The sequence below is a fragment of the Streptomyces sp. NPDC002328 genome, assembly GCF_042890065.1.
Lineage (GTDB): Bacteria > Actinomycetota > Actinomycetes > Streptomycetales > Streptomycetaceae > Streptomyces.
The window spans coordinates 135,739-152,674 of sequence record NZ_JBIARQ010000019.1; the positions used below are offsets into that span (position 1 = coordinate 135,739).

Sequence of the window (16,936 nt, forward strand, 5' to 3'; positions counted from 1 at the left end):
CGGCGGCCGTCGCTAGGACGGCCGCGTGCCCTGATGGGCCTGGGTGACCAGATCGACGGCGACCTCCAGGACAGCTTCGCGCTTGTCCTCGGGGTCGCCTTCGAGGTCCTGGAGGAAGAACATGCCGGCGTGCAGGGTGAAGATCGCGCTGACGCAGCGGACCTGTTCGGTGAGGGGGGCGTCCGGGTCGACGATGATGTCGCGCAGGCTCCGCATGCGGTCCTTGAAGGAGTCGCCGATCTGGAGCTCCCGCACCGTCGCCTGGTTCTCCTGCATGAAGCGGAAGAGCGGGGCGGCCTCGGTGAGGGCCCGGCTGTAGCGCCGCACCAGCTCGTGCTTGGTCTCCAGGGTGTGCGGCTGCTCCCGGCCCCACTCGATCAGGTCCTCGATCGGCTTCGTCAGATCCGTGAAGATGCTGACGATGATCTCTTCCTTGGTCTTGAAGTGGTAGTACAGGGCCGCCTTGGTGACGTGGAGCCGCTCGGCGATCTCACGGAGCGAGGTCTTCTCGTAGCCCTGCTCGGCGAAGAGTTCGAGCGCGACGTCCTGGATGCGCTGGCGGGTGTTGCCGCGGCGCTGCTGCTTGGTGCCGTCCATGGTGACGTCCATCCTCGTACTCCTCGCGTCGCCGCGAAAATCCGCCCGCTGTCGGTAAGGAAAACTTACTTGCCGACCGGCTAGAACTTACTTGACGCCCGGCTAGTTCCAGGTCTACTTTCCCAGTGTAGTGAACTAGCCGGGCGGCAAGTAAGTAGGCGGCCCTGGGGGAGTGGAAACGATGGCGGACACACACAGCGCTGAGCGGGACACCGGCACACCCGACACACGGGGCGTCGGCACGGAGGAGGAACAGGCGAAGAGCGTGCGGGTCGTGATCCTCGCGCTGATGATCACGATGATGCTCGCCATGCTCGACAACATGATCGTGGGCACGGCGATGCCGACGATCGTGGGCGAGCTCGGCGGTCTGGAACACCTGTCCTGGGTGGTCACGGCCTACACCCTGGCTACCGCGGCCTCCACCCCGATCTGGGGCAAGCTCGGCGACATGTACGGGCGCAAGGGCGCCTTCATGATCTCGATCGTGATCTTCCTGATCGGGTCCGCGCTCAGCGGCATGGCCCAGGACATGGGCCAGTTGATCGCCTTCCGCGCCGTGCAGGGCCTGGGCGCCGGCGGTCTGATGGTCGGCGTCATGGCGATCATCGGCGATCTGGTTCCGCCGCGGGAGCGCGGCCGGTACCAGGGCATGATGGCCGGCGTCATGGCCATCGCCATGATCGGCGGACCGCTCGTCGGCGGCTCCATCACCGACCACTGGGGCTGGCGCTGGGCCTTCTACATCAACCTGCCGCTCGGCGTGGTGGCCCTCGGCCTCATCAGCGTCATCCTGCACCTGCCGAGGAAGCGGTCCGACGCGCGCATCGACTATCTGGGCGCCGCGCTGCTGACCGTCGGCATCACCGCCATCGTGCTCGTCACCACCTGGGGCGGCACGGAGTACGCCTGGACCTCCGCGCGGATCATGGAGCTGACCGGGATCGGCGTCGCCGCGCTCGTCGGGTTCGTGTTCTGGCAGAACAGGGCCACGGAGCCGATCGTGCCGCTGCACATCTTCCGCAGCCGCAACTTCACGCTGATGTCGCTGATCGGTTTCATCGCCGGCTTCGTGATGTTCGGCGCGACGCTCTTCCTGCCGCTGTACCAGCAGTCCGTGCAGGGCGCGTCCGCGACCAACTCCGGGCTGCTGCTCCTGCCGATGCTCGGCGCGATGCTCGTCACCTCGATGGTCGCGGGCCGGATCACCACCAGCAGCGGACGCTACAAGGTCTTCCCGATCGTCGGCAGCGCGCTGCTGATCGTCGGCCTCTACCTGCTGTCGACGATGGACACCGGGACGTCGCGGTTCACGTCCGGCGTGTTCATGGCCGTCACCGGACTCGGCATGGGCTGTCTGATGCAGATCACCATGCTGGTCGCGCAGAACAGCGTGGAGATGAAGGACATGGGCGTCGCGTCCTCGTCCACCACTCTCTTCCGCACCCTCGGTTCCTCCTTCGGTGTCGCGATCATGGGCGCGCTGTTCAACAGCCGCGTCCAGGAGGTCATGTCCGAGCGGGCGGGCGCGCTGGGCTCGAAGGTCACCGAGCAGTCCGCCCAGCTGGACGCCGCCGGCCTCGCCAAGCTGCCGGAGGCGGCCCGGGAGGCGTACCAGTACGCGGTGTCCGACGGCACGCACGCGGCGTTCCTCCTCGGCGCGGCGGTGGCCGTGATCGCCCTGGCCGCCGCGGTGTTCGTCAAGGAGGTCCCCCTGCGAGGCGCCCTCCCCAGCCCGGACAGCCAGAACGACCCCACGGACGACGCCGCCGCGGCCCCCGGCGCCGGTGCGGACGGGCCGGCCCCGTCCAAGACCCCACTGACGGAGTCCGTCTGACCCAGGGCGGACGAGAGAGGCGGCACCGCGCATCGAGGCACATCGAGACGCGGTGCCGCCTCTCCGTGCGTGCGGCGGAGGAGCGGTGCCGCCCCCCGCTGGGGTCAGCGACCCCGGTTCGGCTCAGGGCAGCATCGGGTAGCTTCCGGTGTTCGTCGGGGCGTGTTCGGGCAGCCACAGGACCGCCACCGCGCCCTCGGCGGGTATGTGCGCGGGTGCGCCCGCCGGCTGGACGTTGCGGAAGGTGAGCCGGGCGCCCAGGACCCGGGCCTGGCCGGCGGCGATCGTCAGCCCCAGGCCGTGGCCGCGGCCCGCGCGGTCGCTGCTGCCGGTGCGGAAGCGGCTGGGGCCGTCGGCGAGCAGGTTCTCGGGGAAGCCGGGGCCGTGGTCGCGGACCCGGATCACCCGGCCCTCGACGGTGACCTGGATCGGCGGCTTGCCGTGCCGGGCCGCGTTGGCGAGCAGGTTGAACAGCACCCGTTCCAGCCGCCGGGGATCCGTGGTGACCATCGACTCGTGGACCACGCGCACCTCGGCCTCCGGGTCCTTGGCCGCGACGCGCCGGGTGATGAACTCGCCCAGCAGGATGTCCTGAAGCTCGGCCCGCTCCGACGCGCCGTCCAGCCGGGCAACCTCCAGCACGTCCTCCACCAGGGTGCGCATCGCCTTCGCCCGGTCCAGGACCAGCTCGGTGGGCCGGCCGGGCGGCAGCAGTTCGGCGGCCGTCAGCAGCCCCGTCACCGGGGTGCGCAGCTCGTGCGCGATGTCGGCGGTGACTCTGCGCTCCGCCTCCAGCCGCTGCTGAAGCGCGTCCGCCATGGCGTCCACCGCGCTGGCCAGGTCGTCGGTCTCGTCCCGGACGACCCCGCCGATCGCGTCCCGCACCCGGACGTCCGCCTCGCCCTTGGCGACCTGGTTCGCCGCTGCCGCCGCCTTGCGCAGCCGCCGGGACAATTGCCCGCCGATGAGCACGCCGAGCGCGCTGCCGCCGAAGACGACCGCGATGGAGCCGATCACCAGGGCCTGGTCGAGATCGTTGAGGATGTCCGTGCTGCGGTCGGTGAACCCGGTGTGCAGGGAGAGCACATGCTGCCCCTTCTTCACCGGCACGGCCGCCCAGATGTCCGGCACGCCGCCCGCGCGGTCGGAGACGAACGTCGCCCTGCGGCCTTCCTCGACCTTCTTCCGCAGCTCCGGCGGCAGCCGCGGGTCGTCGATCTTGATGTTGGGGAAGTTGGTGCGCCCCGACAGCTCGTAGTTGCGCTGGGCGATCTGCACGCGCTCGTCCGCGAGGTCGCGCGCGTTGTCCAGCATGGACACACGGGCCGCGTTGTGGACGACGAGGCTGAGCGCGACCGCCACCAGCGCGCCCACCAGCGCGATGGCCGCGCTCAGCTTCCACCGCAGGCCGGTGCGGATGCCCGCGCGCTCCACGCGGGCCGGAACCAGGTGCCGCAACATCCCCCGATACCCCGTTCCGCTCAGGCCTTCAGCTTGTAGCCGAAGCCGCGGACCGTCTCGATGCGGTCCTGTCCGATCTTGGTCCGCAGTCGCTGCACATGGACGTCGACGACCCGGGTGTCACCGCCCCAGCCGTAGTCCCAGACGCGCTCCAGCAGTCTGTCCCGCGACAGCACCGTGCCCGGCGCGGCGGAGAACTCCAGCAGCAGGCGCATCTCGGTCGGGGTGAGGGCCACCGGACTGCCGGCCCGCCGCACCTCCATCCCCTCGGTGTCGACCTCCAGATCCCCGAAGCTCAGCACGCCCCCGACCGCCGAGGCGTCCTGGTCGGACCGGTCGCCGCCGCCCGCGTGTCCGAAGCGGCGCAGCACGGCCCGGATGCGGGCGACCAGGACGGCGCCGTCGAACGGCTTGGTCACGTAGTCGTCCGCGCCGGCCTCCAGACCGAGGACGACGTCGATGGAGTCGGCGCGCGCGGAGAGCATGATCACCGGCACGGTGGACTCGTCGCGGATGCGCCGGCACAGGCTCACGCCGTCCAGACCGGGCACCATCACGTCCAGCAGCGCGATGTCGGGGCGGTCGGCCCGGAACGCCTCCAGGCCGGACAGGCCGTCGGGCATCGCGGTGACCACGAAGCCGTCCCGCTCCAGGGCGAGCTGGGTGGCCTCGCGGATGACGTCGTCGTCCTCGACGAACAGGACGTGGGTCTGGTCTGCCATCCCGGTGCTCTCAGTCCTCGTGTGTATCGGTCGGTCGTACAGCTGTCGGTCGTACGGCTCTTGGGCGTGAATCTGTCGGTTCGCTGTCGGAGCGTCCCTAGAGTGGACGCCCGGAGCGCGTGCTGCGTTCACTCGTTCATCGGTCCGGGCGGCCCGATCGGTTCACACGACGAGAGATTTTCTCCCGCGACCTTCCTCCGCCGACCGCCGACCGCCGGCCCCGGCCTTCAGCCGCCGGCCGGCGTCGGTGTCGCCTCGTCGCCCACGACGCTGCTGTAGTCGTTGTGCCAGCTGTACTCCTTGACGAACCGGCCCGAGACCCAGCGGTAGGTGATCACGTTCTCGCCCGAGGGGCTGGAGACCGGGTCGCCCTTCTCGTACACCTGCTTGGTCACGACCAGGTCGCCCCGGTCCATCTCCGCGTAGACCGGGGGCTCCTCGGCCTTGAACACGTTCGTGTAGCGGCCGTCCGTCCTGCGGTACACGTACGAGCCGACGCCGACGACGTCGCTGCACGTCAGGACGTTGACCACGATGTCGCTGTCCGTGCCGCCGGTGAGGTCGCCGTACGACACGTCGACCGGGTACTCCTCGCCGACGCAGGGCTTCAGCTCGCGCTTGACCTCCGCCGACACCGCCGGGTCCTCCTTCACGAGCCGGACCGCCTCCACCCGGTCGAGGGCGCCGGTGGGAGCGGCGGCGGGGGAGGCGCCCGTCGAGGCGACCGCGCCCGGGGCGGTGTCGGCGTGGGCCGGCCCCTCGTCACGTGCGCCGGTGCCTCCGGTGTCGCACGCGGAGGCGAAAAGCCCGAGGGCGGCGATCACGGTCATCGCCGTGATCGCCGCCTGGAAGATCCCCCGGACCCGTGGGGGTCCGGCCTCGGTCAGGCCGCCGCGCAACGCTCCCGCTCCTCACGCTCCAGCGCGCGTGCGTCCAGATCGCGGGCCTCCAGCTCCTCGCGGAGCCGGGCGAGCGCCCGGTGCAGCGTGCTCTTGACCGTTCCCGCCGACATGCCGAGGGCGGCGGCGGTCTCGTCCGTGGACATCTGCTCCCAGTGTCGCAGCACGACGACGCTGCGCTGCTTCGGAGCCAGCACCTTCATCGCGTCCATCAGCAGGGCGCGGTCCGCGTGCTGCTCGGTGGAGTCGTCCACGGAGGCGTCCGGGAGCTGCTCGGTGGGCACCTCCTCCAGCTTGCGGGCCCGCCACCACTCGGTCCGGGTGTTGATCATGACCCGGCGCAGATAGGCGTCGGCCAGACGCTTGTCCGCGATGCCCTCCCAGCGGCCGTACGTCCGCGCCAGTGCCGTCTGGAGCAGGTCCTGTGCGTCGACCGGGTCCGGGACGAGCCGGCGGGCGCTGCGCAACAGCGCGTCCTGCCGGGTGCGGACGTACTCCTCGAACTCGAGCACCTCTGCCTGCGCCATGATCAACACCCTCCGTGTCCCCGTTCCGGTCGGCCGTGGCCTGCCGGTTTCCCGCTCTTGGTCTGTGGCCTGAGTGCCGCTGCGGCCACGGAAGAGAAGCTACGGAGCTGTTGTCACGGCACTGTCCGAGGCAGCCTGCGGCCAGCACTCGGCTGTCCGTCGGTTGTGTAACGGAAGTGAGTTCGGGGTAGAGACCTGCGCCGCTTGGCGCGGGTATGGGGTGTTTTGCTTGTCAGTCGTGCTGTGTCACGTCAGCGGCAGGCGGTACTGACCGCCCGGCAGCGGCTCCACGAGGCCGTCCGCGACGAGGCCGTCCAGCGCCCGCGCGCGTTGCACCGGCTCGTGCCACACGCGGTCCAGGGCGGCCTGCGGCACCGGCGCGTGCGCGTCCCGCAGGACGGCGAGCAGCTTCCCGCGGACCTGCCGGTCGGTGCCGGCGTACGTCTGTCCGCGGCGGGGCGGCCCGGTGTGCTCCGGCTTGCCCGCGAGCCGCCAGGCGCACTGGGCGGAGATCGGGCAGCGGTGGCACGTCTCGTTCCTGGCCGTGCACAGGAGTGCCCCGAGCTCCATGGAGGCGGCGGCCCAGCGGGCGGCGGTGCTCTCCTCCTCGGGGAGGAGCGCGCGGGCGAGCTTGCGCTCGGCGGCCGTGGTCGCGTTCGGCGGGTACTGGACGCCGGTGACCGCGCGCGCGAAGACCCGGCGGACGTTGGTGTCGAGGACGGCGTGCCGCTGGCCGTACGCGAAGGAGGCGACCGCCGCGGCCGTGTACTCGCCGATGCCGGGCAGGGCGAGGAGCTGGGCGTGGTCCGACGGCACGTCGCCGCCGTGCCGTTCCGTTATGGCCGCCGCCGCGCCGTGCAGCCGCAGGGCGCGGCGCGGGTAGCCGAGCCTGCCCCACGCGCGTACGGCCTCGCCGGGGGCTTCCGCGGCCAGGTCGGCGGGGCGCGGCCAGCGGGCGAGCCACTGCTCGTAGACCGGCAGGACGCGGTTGACGGGCGTCTGCTGGAGCATGAACTCGCTGACCATCACGCCCCACGCGCCGGCCTCGGGACGCCGCCAGGGCAGGTCGCGGGCGTGGTCGTCGAACCAGTCGATCACGGGGGCGTGGAGGTGGGCGCCGGAGACCTGCTCTTCGAGGAGGGGGCCCGGGGCGGTGTCGGCGTCGGCGGGGCTGCTGTACGGGGGCTTCGAGGGCTTGGTGGGCGCAGTCATGGCCCTACCGATCCTGCCATGCGGAGAGGGGCACACGCGCGTACCGCCACTCTGCGGCATGGGGTGAGGAGTGAGGTGAGGGCGGGGCGCGGGTGTGCCTGTGCTCCTTCCTCTCGGTCGTGTTCCTCTCAGCCGTGGCCAGAGGTGCAAGCCGCGCGAATGCGAAGCGCTTGCGGTTCCCGCCGTGCGGTCACGGATGGTGAGGACGGTCGCCGTCGTCGTCACGTCGTGCGACCGGAGGGGCTGTGGAGGGGTGTGGAGGGCGCAAGTCGGGGGCGGAGCAGTCGTGTCCGGGATGATGATCCGGAAAAGTTGTACTCCGGGCGGCGGGTACGGCCGGGGAACGCTGCGATCTCTCGTACAGTTTGCGCCGTGGGATCTCTGCGCAATCCGGTCGGGCCGCTTCCCTCCTCCATCTACTGGCGACGGAGGGTCGTACTGCTGTCCGTGGTCGCCCTGTTGGCGCTGCTGATCACGTGGATCGTCAGCTCGGGCGGGGGTGGCGGCGGCAACGGAGCGGACGGTTCCAACGGCAAGAATCCCGCGCCTTCCATCACGCCGGGGCCGTCGGGGTCGGGGCCCGCGATCAGTCAAAACCCGGGTGGGCGTGATGAGTCGGGGGACGAGGGGTCCGGGTCCGGTGGGTCGGGTGGATCCGGGTCGGGTTCCGGGTCGAGCGCGGGGGCCGGGGGCGGTTCCGGGGCGGGTGCCGGTGGTTCGGGTGCGGGTGCGGGCGGTGGGTCCGCGGGTGCCGGGGCCGACGGTGGTGCGGGGGCCGGGAGTTCGGCCACGACGCTGCCTGCGGGGACCACGTTGCCCAACTGCACCGCGAGTGTCGTGACGTTGAGTCTGCGCAGTGTGCGCAACACGTACTCGCCGGGGCAGACGCCTACGTTCCAGTTGACGGCGAAGAACTCCTCCGGGAGTGACTGCAAGGTCGATCTCGGGCCGAAGAGCGCGGTGTTGACGATCACGCAGGCGGGGGGCTCGGACGACTACTGGTCCTCGGACGACTGTCCTAGGGGGGCGGGGAGTCTGTTGTACCGGGTGACCGGTGGGGGTGGGTTCACTTACACCGTGACGTGGGACCGGAAGCCGAGTGCGCCGGCGTGTGCTACGCCGGGTGCCGGGGTGGCGGGGGCCGGGACGTATCTGGTGGAGGCGAAGGTTCCGGGGTTTGCGAAGGTGCAGACGTCGTTCGTGCTGAAGGCGGACTGAGCGCGAGCGTCTGCGGTTGGTCTGTGGTGCCGGGGTTCGCTCGGTGCGGGTGTCGGTGCTGGGGGGTGGGTGCGCGGCCCGGCGTTGCGGGGTGCCGCTGCGCCCACCCTCCCCCACTCTCGGCTTCGCTCGAGCGGGGGGACCCCCATCGCCCCAGCGGCACGACTGCCCGCAGCTGAGGCGGAGGCTGGGACGGGGTCAGACGTAGCGTTCCAGGATTGAGGATTCCGCCAGTCGGGACAGGCCCTCTCGGACGCTGCGTGCTCTTGCCTCGCCCACTCCGTCGACCGTCTGGAGATCGTCGACGCTGGCGGCCAGGAGTTTCTGGAGGCCGCCGAAGTGTTCCACCAGGCGGTCGATGATGGCGCCGGGCAGGCGCGGCACCTTGGCCAGGAGGCGGAAGCCGCGCGGGGAGACCGCGGTGTCGAGGGCCTCGGGGGATCCGGTGTAGCCCAACGCGCGGGCCACCGTGGACAGTTCGAGCAGCTCGGCGTGGCTGAGCGCGTCCAGCTCGGACAGCGCCTCGTCGACCGTGCGGGAGCGCTTGGCGGTCGGCTCGGGGACGTAGTCCCGGACGACCAGCTCGCGCTCGGGTTCGAGGCCCGCGATCAACTCGTCGAGCTGGAGGGCGAGCAGACGGCCGTCCGTGCCCAGTTCGACCACGTATTCGGCGATTTCGGTGGCGATGCGGCGGACCATCTCCAGCCGCTGCGCGACCGCGGAGACGTCCCGGACCGTCACCAGGTCCTCGATCTCCAGCGCCGACAGCGTCCCCGCGACCTCGTCCAGGCGGAGCTTGTAGCGCTCCAAGGTCGCCAGGGCCTGGTTCGCGCGGGAGAGGATCGCGGCGGAGTCCTCCAGCACGCGGCGCTGCCCGTCGACGTACAGGGCGATCAGGCGCATCGACTGGGAGACCGAGACGACGGGGAACCCGACCTGCTTGGAGACCCGGTCCGCGGTGCGGTGGCGGGTGCCCGTCTCCTCCGTGGGGATCGTCGGGTCCGGCACCAGCTGGACGCCGGCGCGCAGGATCTTCGACAGGTCGGAGGAGACGACGATGCCGCCGTCGAGCTTGCACAGCTCGCGCAGCCGCGTGGCCGAGAACTCCACGTCCAGGTCGAAGCCGCCCGTGCACATCGTCTCGACGGACTTGTCGGAGCCGAGCACGATGAGCCCGCCGGTGTTGCCGCGCAGAACCCGCTCGAGGCCGTCGCGCAGGGCCGTACCGGGAGCCACCGCGCTGAGCGCGGCGCGCATCAGGCCCTCGGCGCCGGAACTCCCACCGGACTTTCCGGGAGCTGCCGCCCGGTCGTTGGCTGCCACTGCACTCCTCCGGTCGCAGGTTCTGAGGCGCTCCCGTTTCACGCACTCGGTTCGTACGGACGGGCGAGACCTGGGCAAAGTCTACCGGCGGTCCTCCGCCTCCCGTGGGGCGTCTCGTCGACGCGAGCGCGGCAGCACCCGCAGGGCGTCTCCCATGTCCGCGACCTCCAGCACCTTCATGCCCGCCGGGACCCTGCCGGGATCGCCCGGCACGAGCGCGTGCGTGAAGCCCAGACGGTGGGCCTCGGCGAGCCTGCGCTGAACGCCCGTGACCCGTCTGACCTCGCCCGCGAGGCCCACTTCGCCGATCGCGACGAGGTTCTTCGGCAGCGGGGTGTCGCTGGCGGCGCTGGCCAGTGCGAGGGCGATCGCCAGGTCCGCGGCGGGCTCGGAGAGCTTCACCCCGCCGACCGTCGCGGAGTAGATGTCCCGTTTGCCGAGGGCGCTGATCCGGCCCCGCTGCTCCAGGACCGCGAGCATCATCGACACCCTGGACGTCTCCAGACCGGACGTCGTCCGGCGCGGGGAGGGGATCTGCGAGTCGACGGTGAGCGCCTGCACTTCGGCGACCAGGGGACGGCGCCCCTCCAGGGTGACCGTCAGGCAGGTGCCCGGGACCGGTTCGTCACGACGGGTCAGGAAAAGTCCGCTGGGGTCCGCAAGGCCCGTGATGCCCTCGTCGTGCAGTTCGAAGCAGCCCACCTCGTCGGTCGCCCCGTAGCGGTTCTTGACGCCGCGCACGAGACGCAGGCGCGCGTGCCGGTCGCCCTCGAAGTGCAGGACGACGTCCACCAGGTGCTCCAGCAGGCGCGGCCCCGCGATCGCGCCGTCCTTGGTGACATGGCCCACGAGCAGCGTGGACATGCCGCGTTCCTTGGAGGCGCGGATGAGGGCGCCGGCCACCTCGCGGACCTGGGCCATGCCACCGGGCGCTCCGTCGATCTCCGGGGAGGCCACCGTCTGCACCGAGTCGAGGATCAGCAGCGAGGGCTTGACGGCGTCCAAGTGGCCGAGGACGGCCGCCAGATCCGTCTCGGCGGCGAGGTAGAGGTGGTCGTCGATGGCGCCGATGCGGTCGGCGCGCAGCCGGACCTGGCTCGCGGACTCCTCGCCCGTGACGTAGAGCGTGCGGTGCTCGTCGCTCGCCGACTTGGCGGCCACGTCGAGCAGGAGCGTCGACTTGCCCACGCCCGGCTCCCCGGCGAGCAGCACGACCGCGCCCGGGACCAGCCCGCCGCCGAGCACCCGGTCCAGCTCGGCCACGCCGGTCGGGCGGGCGGTGGCCTGGCGGACGTCGACCTGGCCGATCGGCACGGCGGAGGTGGTGACGCGCCCCGGCGTCGTCGTGCGGACCGCGGGCGCGCCGTACTCCTCGACCGTGCCCCAGGCCTGGCATTCGGGGCAGCGGCCGAGCCACTTGGCCGTCTGCCAGCCGCATTCCGTGCAGCGGTAGGACGGGCGGTCCTTGGTGGTCTTCGTACGGGCAGCCATGGGGAAACCGTAACCGCCGGGACCGACAACGGTCCGAGCCTGTGGACAACCCCCGGATGCGCCTTCCACCCCCACCCCGTTTGAGGGATCGTTTCACCCGTACGGATTAAAAGGACTCAAGGGGGCAGAAGAGGCAGTTCCACGCCGCCTACGGTCGCACGGGTGAAGAGCAGCAGTCCGGAGACACCGACCCGCACGACCGGCGCACACCGGGCGCACAGGGAGGCGCGCGACCGCACTGAGGCGTGTACGCCGGCGCGGCGACCGCCCGGCCGCTACGAGCCGTACCTCGACGGCCTGTTCACCTACTGCCTCTCCGTCCTGTGCGAGCACGAGGCGGCCACCGCCGCGCTCGCGGACGTCCTCGCGCTCGCCGAGCGGCGCGGGCAGCGCGTCCCGGACGCCGCGGGCGACCGCAGGGCGTGGCTGTACGCGCTGGCCCGCTGGGCGTGCCTGCGGGGGCTCGCCGAGGCCAGGCGGAAACGTCAGGGCACGCACGCGGCGGGACGGCACGGCGGCCACCTCGAGCCCGGTGCGCAGCCCGCCGAACCGGCCGTCCCGGACGAGCTCCGGCAGGAGCGGCGGCGTGAACTCGCCCTGCTCGCCTGGCCCGAGGCGGCCGGCACCACGCCTGAGCAGCGCGAGGCGCTGGAGCTCGCCGTGCGCCACCGGCTCACCGCCCACGAGGTCGCCGCCGTCCTCGGCATGGAGCCCGCCGCCGCGCGCGAGCTGCTGGCGACCGCCGCCTGCGAGGTCGAGCGCACCCGCGCGGCGCTCGCCGTCGTCGAGACCGGCGGCTGCCCCGGGGTGGACCGCCTCGCCGGCGACCAGCAGCTCGTGCTGAGCGCCGCCCTGCGCCGCGAACTCGTCCGGCACGTCGACGACTGCCCGCGCTGCCGCCGCGCCGCCGAACGCGCGGTCCCCGGCCGCTGGCCCGGCGCCGGCGTCGTCACCCCCGCCGAACTGCCCGTGCTGGAAGCGCCCCGCGCGGCCCTGCGCGCCGCCACGGGCCGCCTCCCGCGCGCGCGGGGCGCCGCCGCGCCGCGCTTCGACCGGCGGGGGTTCCCGATGGACCCCAAGGACCGCGCCGCCCGCCGCGACCGCCTTCGCGCGCGTGCCGTCACCACGACCGTCGTCGCCACCGTCGTCGCCGCGCCCGTGTTCGCCCTCTGGGCCGCCTACCGGGGCACGCCGACCGCCGAGGGGGCCGACGGACGCACTCCCACCGCCAGCGAGGCGCAGGGGCCCGGCGGCCTCGACGGAGAGGCGGCCGCCGGCTACCAGAACGCCGGGAACGCCAGCACCCGGCCCGGCTCCGGCCGCTCCGCGGGCGACGATCCCGACGTCTCCGTCGCGGTCATCAGCGTCAACGGGCTCGGCAAGCACGGAGCGGGCCGCCTCACCGTGACGGCCGGCAACGACGGCGACACCACCCTGATCACCCTGACCGCGGCCCCGGACGCCCCCGAGCCGATCCGCTGGTCCGCGGCCACCACGGCCTCCTGGCTCTACCTGAGCCACTCCCGGGGCGTGATCGAGCCCGGCGAGTCGACGACGGTCAAGGTGTACGTCGACCATCTGCGCGAGCCCTCCGGGCACTGGCACGCACGCGTGGCGGTCGCCCCGGCCGGCGCCGTCGTCTCCATCGACGGCTACGGCACCGCGCCCACGCCCGCAGAGCCCGGCCGCCCCACCGGCCGGCCCCCGACGGACGGCCCCGCCCCGAGCCTGACGGCCTCGGCCTCCGCCGCCCCCACTCCGAGCGACCCGCCGACCACCGCCGCCCCCGAGCCCACGCCCGGCCCGTCCACCCCCGACCCGGGCACCTCGACACCGCCCTCGGGAGAGGGCGAAGGCGGCGGCAACGGAAATGGCAACGGCAACGGGAACGGCGACGGCGGCAGCGGGCCGGGCAACGGCGGGGACGGCGACGGCGACAGGGCGAAGGGAGGCGGAAACGGCGGCGGCTAGGGCGCAGCGCCTTACCAGCAAGCCTCACCAGCGCTTCAGCAGCGCCTCCGAACGCCTCCGGAGCGCCTCAGACCCCGGGATCCGCCGGATGCGGCGCCAGCAGCGGAAGCTGCGAGGCGAGCCGTTCCTCGCACAGCTCGACCAGACGGTCGTAGCCGGCCTTGCCCATCAGCTCGACCAGTTCCGCCCGGTAGGACACGTACACCGGATCGCCCGCGCCGTGCGCCGAGGTCGCCGACGTGCACCACCAGTGCAGGTCGTGACCGCCCGGACCCCAGCCGCGCCGGTCGTACTCACCGATCGACACCTGGAGCACGCGCGTGTCGTCGGGCCGGTCGATCCAGTCGTACGTGCGCCGCACCGGAAGCTGCCAGCAGACGTCCGGCTTGGTCTCCAGCGGCTCACGGCCCTCCCGCAGGGCCAGGATGTGCAGCGAGCAGCCCGCGCCGCCCGCGAAGCCGGGACGGTTCTGGAAGATGCACGAGCCGTTGAACGGGCGGGTCTGACGCGAGCCGTCCTCGTCCTCCGCGATCCAGCCGTCCCGGGCGCCCTCGTCGTGGTGCTGCCAGATGTCCGGCGTGAGCCGCGCCACATGCCCGGCGACGCGCTTCTCGTCGTCCTCGTCGGAGAAGTGGGCGCCCAGCGTGCAGCAGCCGTCGTCCGCGCGGCCCGCCTGGATGCCCTGGCAGCCGCTGCCGAAGATGCAGTTCCAGCGCGAGGTCAGCCAGGTCAGATCGCAGCGGAAGACCTGCTCGTCGTCGGCGGGGTCGGGGAACTCCACCCACGCGCGCGCGAAGTCGAGGCCCTTCTCGTCCCCGACCGGAACGGGGGACGACTGCTGCCGGGCCTTGCGCGACTTCTTCGATGACTTCGTCTGCGAAGAACCCTTGGCCGATTCGCCCGCCTTGACGGCCTTGGTGTCCTTGGCGTCCTTGTCGGTCTTTTCGTCCTTCGCGCTTTTCGTCTTTGGCACGCGTCCAGGGTAAGTCGCCCGCGGCCCGCCGCGGCACCGTCTCAGGATGCGCACCGGGGACTGCGCGAGGCAGGCCTGGCAGTAGCGTTTCCCCCCATGAGACTCGGTGTCCTCGACGTGGGATCGAACACGGTGCACCTGCTGGTGGTGGACGCGCACCCCGGCGCCTGCCCGCTGCCCGCGCACTCGCACAAGGCGGATTTGCGCCTGGCTCAACTCCTCGACGCCAGCGGGGCGATAGGGCCCGAGGGCGTCGACAAGCTGATCGACGTCATCCAGGACGCCCTCCAGGCCGCCGAGGACAAGGGTGTCGAGGACCTGCTGCCGTTCGCGACCTCCGCCGTGCGCGAGGCGAGCAACGCTGACGACGTCCTTGCGCGCGTGCAGGAGGAGACCGGCGTGGAGCTCCAGGTCCTCACCGGCGCGGAGGAGGCCCGGCTCACCTTCCTCGCCGCGCGCCGCTGGTTCGGCTGGTCGTCCGGGAAGCTGCTCGTCCTGGACATCGGCGGCGGCTCGCTGGAGATCGCGTACGGCATCGACGAGCAGCCCGACGCGGCCGCCTCCCTCCCGCTGGGCGCGGGCCGGCTCACGGCGGGCTGGCTGCCCGGCGACCCGCCCGACCCCGAGGACGTCAGGGCGCTGCGACGGCACGCGCGCGCGGAGATCGCCCGCACGGTCGGGGAGTTCAGCCGCTTCGGCGCGCCCGACCACGTCGTCGCCACGTCGAAGACCTTCAAGCAGCTCGCCCGCATCGCCGGCGCCGCCCGCTCCACCGACGGCCAGTACGTGCAGCGCGAGCTCAAGCGGGAGTCCCTGGAGGCGTGGGTGCCGCGCCTGGCCGGCATGACCGTCGCCCAGCGCTCTGAGCTGCCCGGCGTCTCGGAGGGCCGCGCGGGCCAGCTGCTGGCCGGCGCGCTCGTCGCCGAGGGCGCGATGGACCTGTTCGGCGTGGAGACCCTGGAGATCTGCCCCTGGGCGCTGCGGGAGGGCGTCATCCTGCGTCGCCTGGACCACATGGGGTCGGCGTAGCCGACGAGCGAGGCGTGTCCTTGGGCGAAGCGTGCGTCCCCGCGCGCGGCGCGTCCCCGTGCGATTCACCGCGAATCCACCGGAGCCCGCCGCGCCGCCCGTGGCGAACGCCACAACGGCCCCCAGTGGCACGGCTCGCACCCGACCGCACCCCGTAATCTGTCCCCCATGGCAGAGCCAGTCGTGCGCATCCCGGATGCGAAGGTCGCCCTGTCGACGGCCTCGGTCTATCCGGAGTCGACGGCGACGGCCTTCGAGATCGCCGCGCGCCTCGGATACGACGGTGTCGAGGTCATGGTCTGGAACGACCCGGTCAGCCAGGACGTCGACGCGCTCCGCAGACTCAGCGACTACCACCAGGTGCCCATCCTCGCCGTGCACGCCCCGTGCCTGCTCATCACGCAGCGGGTGTGGTCGACCGACCCGTGGGTCAAGTTGCAGCGGGCCCGCGCGGCGGCCGAGAAGCTCGGCGCCAGCACCGTCGTCGTCCACCCGCCCTTCCGCTGGCAGCGCCAGTACGCGCGGGACTTCGTCACCGGAATCTGGCGGATGGCCGACGAGACGGACGTACGGTTCGCCGTCGAGAACATGTACCCCTGGCGCTACCGCGACCGCGAGATGCTCGCCTACGCACCGGACTGGGACGTCACCAAGGACGACTACCGGCACTTCACGATCGACCTCAGCCACGCCTCGACGGCCCGCGCCGACGCCATCCAGATGCTCGACCGCATGGGCGACCGCCTCGGACACGTCCATCTCGCCGACGGCAACGGCTCGGCCAAGGACGAGCACCTCGTGCCCGGCCGCGGCTCGCAGCCCTGCGCCGAACTGCTGGAGCGGCTCGCGCTGAGCGGCTTCGACGGCCATGTCGTCATCGAGGTCAACACCCGGCGGGCCATGTCCGGCGCCGAACGTGAGGCCGATCTCGCGGAGGCCCTGGCCTTCACCCGGCTGCACCTCGCGTCCGCGCCGAAGGTGCCCCGCTGGTGAACGACACCGGCGCGCGCCGCCGCGGGCGCCCCCCGCGCACCGAGTCCGCCGACACCCGCGACCGCATCCTGACCGCGGCCCGCGAGGAGTTCTCCGAGCGGGGCTACGACAAGACGTCCGTGCGGGGCATCGCCAAGGCCGCCGGCGTCGACTCGGCGCTCGTCCACCACTACTTCGGCACCAAGGAGCAGGTCTTCGCGGCGGCCATCGAGGTCGCCTTCGCGCCCGCGCTCAGCGCGCCGGACGCCATCGCCGACGGCCCGATGGACGGCGTCGGCGAGCGTCTGACCCGCTTCATCCTGGGCATCTGGGAGAACCCCGCGACCCGCGCGCCCGTGCTGGCGATCGTCCGCTCGGCGGTGAACAACGAGACCGCGGCGGCCGTCTTCCGCCGCCTCGTCGCCTCCCAGCTGCTGCGCCGCGTCGCCGACCGGCTCGACCTGCCGGACGCCGAGCTGCGCGCCGAGCTGGCCGCCGCGCAGCTGGTGGGGATGGCGATGCTGCGGTACGTGATCAAGGTGGAACCGCTGGCGTCGGCGGACGTCGAGCAGATCGTCGCCCGTCTTGCGCCGGTCGTGCAGGGGCACCTCACGGGACCGTGACCGCCCCGCGCGCGGCGGCGTCCGAGACGTCCGATGCGTCCCGCGCCCGGTCGGGCGGAGCGCCTCCGCGAGACATGCATC

Annotated in this window: 15 protein-coding genes; 6 read left to right on the plus strand and 9 right to left on the minus strand. The window is 72.3% G+C overall.

All coding sequences use genetic code 11. The features are described from left to right. Window positions 1-12: 12 nt before the first annotated feature. Window positions 13-609 (minus strand): TetR/AcrR family transcriptional regulator, encoded by a 597-nt coding sequence (locus ACFYX4_RS33980; protein WP_389341631.1) that lies wholly within the window; start codon window positions 607-609, stop codon window positions 13-15. A gap of 169 nt (window positions 610-778) precedes the next feature. Between ACFYX4_RS33980 and ACFYX4_RS33985 the strand changes: the two genes are divergently transcribed. Beyond that, window positions 779-2,434, plus strand: coding sequence for an MDR family MFS transporter (locus ACFYX4_RS33985; RefSeq protein WP_389341634.1), 1,656 nt, complete (start codon window positions 779-781; stop codon window positions 2,432-2,434). Between the two features lie 123 nt (window positions 2,435-2,557). On the opposite strand, the gene cseC is transcribed toward ACFYX4_RS33985, so the two are convergent. The 5 genes from cseC to ACFYX4_RS34010 form a co-directional block, all read right to left on the minus strand. After that, entirely contained in the window at window positions 2,558-3,895 is a 1,338-nt protein-coding gene (cseC, locus tag ACFYX4_RS33990) for a two-component system sensor histidine kinase CseC (protein WP_389341637.1), read from the minus strand. Window positions 3,896-3,915: 20 nt separating this feature from the next. Then, complete coding sequence (gene cseB, locus ACFYX4_RS33995; RefSeq protein ID WP_389341640.1) at window positions 3,916-4,617, minus strand: two-component system response regulator CseB; 702 nt, start codon at window positions 4,615-4,617, stop codon at window positions 3,916-3,918. Window positions 4,618-4,844: 227 nt separating this feature from the next. Continuing rightward, window positions 4,845-5,516 (minus strand): hypothetical protein, encoded by a 672-nt coding sequence (locus ACFYX4_RS34000; protein WP_389341643.1) that lies wholly within the window; start codon window positions 5,514-5,516, stop codon window positions 4,845-4,847. Further along, window positions 5,501-6,043: a SigE family RNA polymerase sigma factor gene (locus ACFYX4_RS34005; RefSeq protein WP_389341646.1), complete on the minus strand. Its 543-nt coding sequence runs from the start codon at window positions 6,041-6,043 to the stop codon at window positions 5,501-5,503. Before ACFYX4_RS34005 ends, ACFYX4_RS34000 begins: the two co-directional genes overlap by 16 nt. 246 nt (window positions 6,044-6,289) lie before the next feature. After that, the gene (locus tag ACFYX4_RS34010) at window positions 6,290-7,255 is read right to left on the minus strand and encodes an A/G-specific adenine glycosylase (protein ID WP_389341649.1); all 966 of its coding nucleotides are present in this window, start codon (window positions 7,253-7,255) and stop codon (window positions 6,290-6,292) included. A 372-nt stretch (window positions 7,256-7,627) separates the two neighbouring features. Between ACFYX4_RS34010 and ACFYX4_RS34015 the strand changes: the two genes are divergently transcribed. Continuing rightward, window positions 7,628-8,473: a hypothetical protein gene (locus ACFYX4_RS34015; protein ID WP_389341652.1), complete on the plus strand. Its 846-nt coding sequence runs from the start codon at window positions 7,628-7,630 to the stop codon at window positions 8,471-8,473. Window positions 8,474-8,671: 198 nt separating this feature from the next. On the opposite strand, the gene disA is transcribed toward ACFYX4_RS34015, so the two are convergent. Both disA and radA read right to left on the minus strand, forming a co-directional pair. After that, entirely contained in the window at window positions 8,672-9,796 is a 1,125-nt protein-coding gene (gene disA / locus ACFYX4_RS34020; protein ID WP_389341654.1) for a DNA integrity scanning diadenylate cyclase DisA, read from the minus strand. 81 nt (window positions 9,797-9,877) lie between these two features. After that, window positions 9,878-11,287 carry a DNA repair protein RadA gene (gene radA, locus ACFYX4_RS34025; RefSeq protein ID WP_389341658.1) on the minus strand — a complete coding sequence of 470 codons (1,410 nt, stop codon included), beginning with the start codon at window positions 11,285-11,287 and terminating at the stop codon, window positions 9,878-9,880. Between the two features lie 162 nt (window positions 11,288-11,449). Here radA and ACFYX4_RS34030 point away from each other — a divergent pair, with 162 nt between their 5' ends. Beyond that, complete coding sequence (locus tag ACFYX4_RS34030) at window positions 11,450-13,258, plus strand: hypothetical protein (protein WP_389341661.1); 1,809 nt, start codon at window positions 11,450-11,452, stop codon at window positions 13,256-13,258. Window positions 13,259-13,325: 67 nt separating this feature from the next. Here ACFYX4_RS34030 and ACFYX4_RS34035 read toward each other — a convergent pair whose 3' ends face one another. Next, a complete protein-coding gene (locus tag ACFYX4_RS34035) occupies window positions 13,326-14,231 on the minus strand; it encodes a hypothetical protein (protein WP_389341664.1) in 906 nt (301 codons plus the stop codon). Between the two features lie 96 nt (window positions 14,232-14,327). Here ACFYX4_RS34035 and ACFYX4_RS34040 point away from each other — a divergent pair, with 96 nt between their 5' ends. From ACFYX4_RS34040 to ACFYX4_RS34050, 3 genes are all read left to right on the plus strand, one after another. Next, window positions 14,328-15,260 carry a Ppx/GppA family phosphatase gene (locus ACFYX4_RS34040; RefSeq protein ID WP_389341667.1) on the plus strand — a complete coding sequence of 311 codons (933 nt, stop codon included), beginning with the start codon at window positions 14,328-14,330 and terminating at the stop codon, window positions 15,258-15,260. Between the two features lie 168 nt (window positions 15,261-15,428). Continuing rightward, window positions 15,429-16,253, plus strand: coding sequence for a sugar phosphate isomerase/epimerase family protein (locus ACFYX4_RS34045; protein WP_389341670.1), 825 nt, complete (start codon window positions 15,429-15,431; stop codon window positions 16,251-16,253). Then, entirely contained in the window at window positions 16,250-16,855 is a 606-nt protein-coding gene (locus tag ACFYX4_RS34050) for a TetR family transcriptional regulator (protein ID WP_389341673.1), read from the plus strand. The genes ACFYX4_RS34045 and ACFYX4_RS34050 overlap by 4 nt, the downstream gene beginning before the upstream one ends. Window positions 16,856-16,936 lie beyond the last annotated feature (81 nt).